Annotated in this window: 1 protein-coding gene; it reads right to left on the reverse strand. The window is 73.7% G+C overall.

Features of this window, described 5'->3' with window-relative positions:
* A partial coding sequence (locus G7A99_RS23875) for an NUDIX domain-containing protein (protein ID WP_163144556.1) occupies window positions 1-566 on the reverse strand: 566 nt, incomplete at its 3' end.
* Window positions 567-590: the final 24 nt, after the last annotated feature.

Here is a 590-nt window from a genome sequence, read left to right on the forward strand (position 1 = left end):
GCGTCCGGCCCGCCGTTGACCAGAAGCCGGGCGCCCGCGGCGTGGCAACGCCGGATCGCCTCCCCCAGCAGTGCCGCATCCGCCGTGGTCCGCCGCCACTGCACCAGGGCCAGCCCGGACGCGAGGGCACGGTCGAGGCGGATCAGCAGCGCGTCACCACGCTCATCCGCGGGGGTGATGGCGTAGCGCTCGGGCAGGGTCAGCGCCCGCACGATCGGGGCATTGGCGGCAGGGAAAGGATAGGCGCTCAGCCCGGCAGCGGGTACCCAGCGCCACTCCGCCACTTCCAGGGCCCGCGGCGTCCCGCCGGGCATCGGGTCCGTGAGCCACACGTCGAGCTCGACCCGCCGGCCAGGGTAATCGAAGGGTACGCGAATCAGCGGGCGGCGCGGAGCAACGGTGATCCCGAGCTCTTCGCGGATCTCGCGGGCCAACGCGTCGGTGACGGCCTCACCGGGCTCCACCTTGCCACCGGGAAACTCCCACAGCCCGCCCTGGTGCAGGTGATCCGGCCGCCGCGAGATCAGCACGCGGCCGTCCCCGCCGCGGATCACCGCGACGGCCACATGGATCGTCTCCACGGCCGGGCT

It is taken from the genome of Arhodomonas sp. KWT (assembly GCF_010993615.1).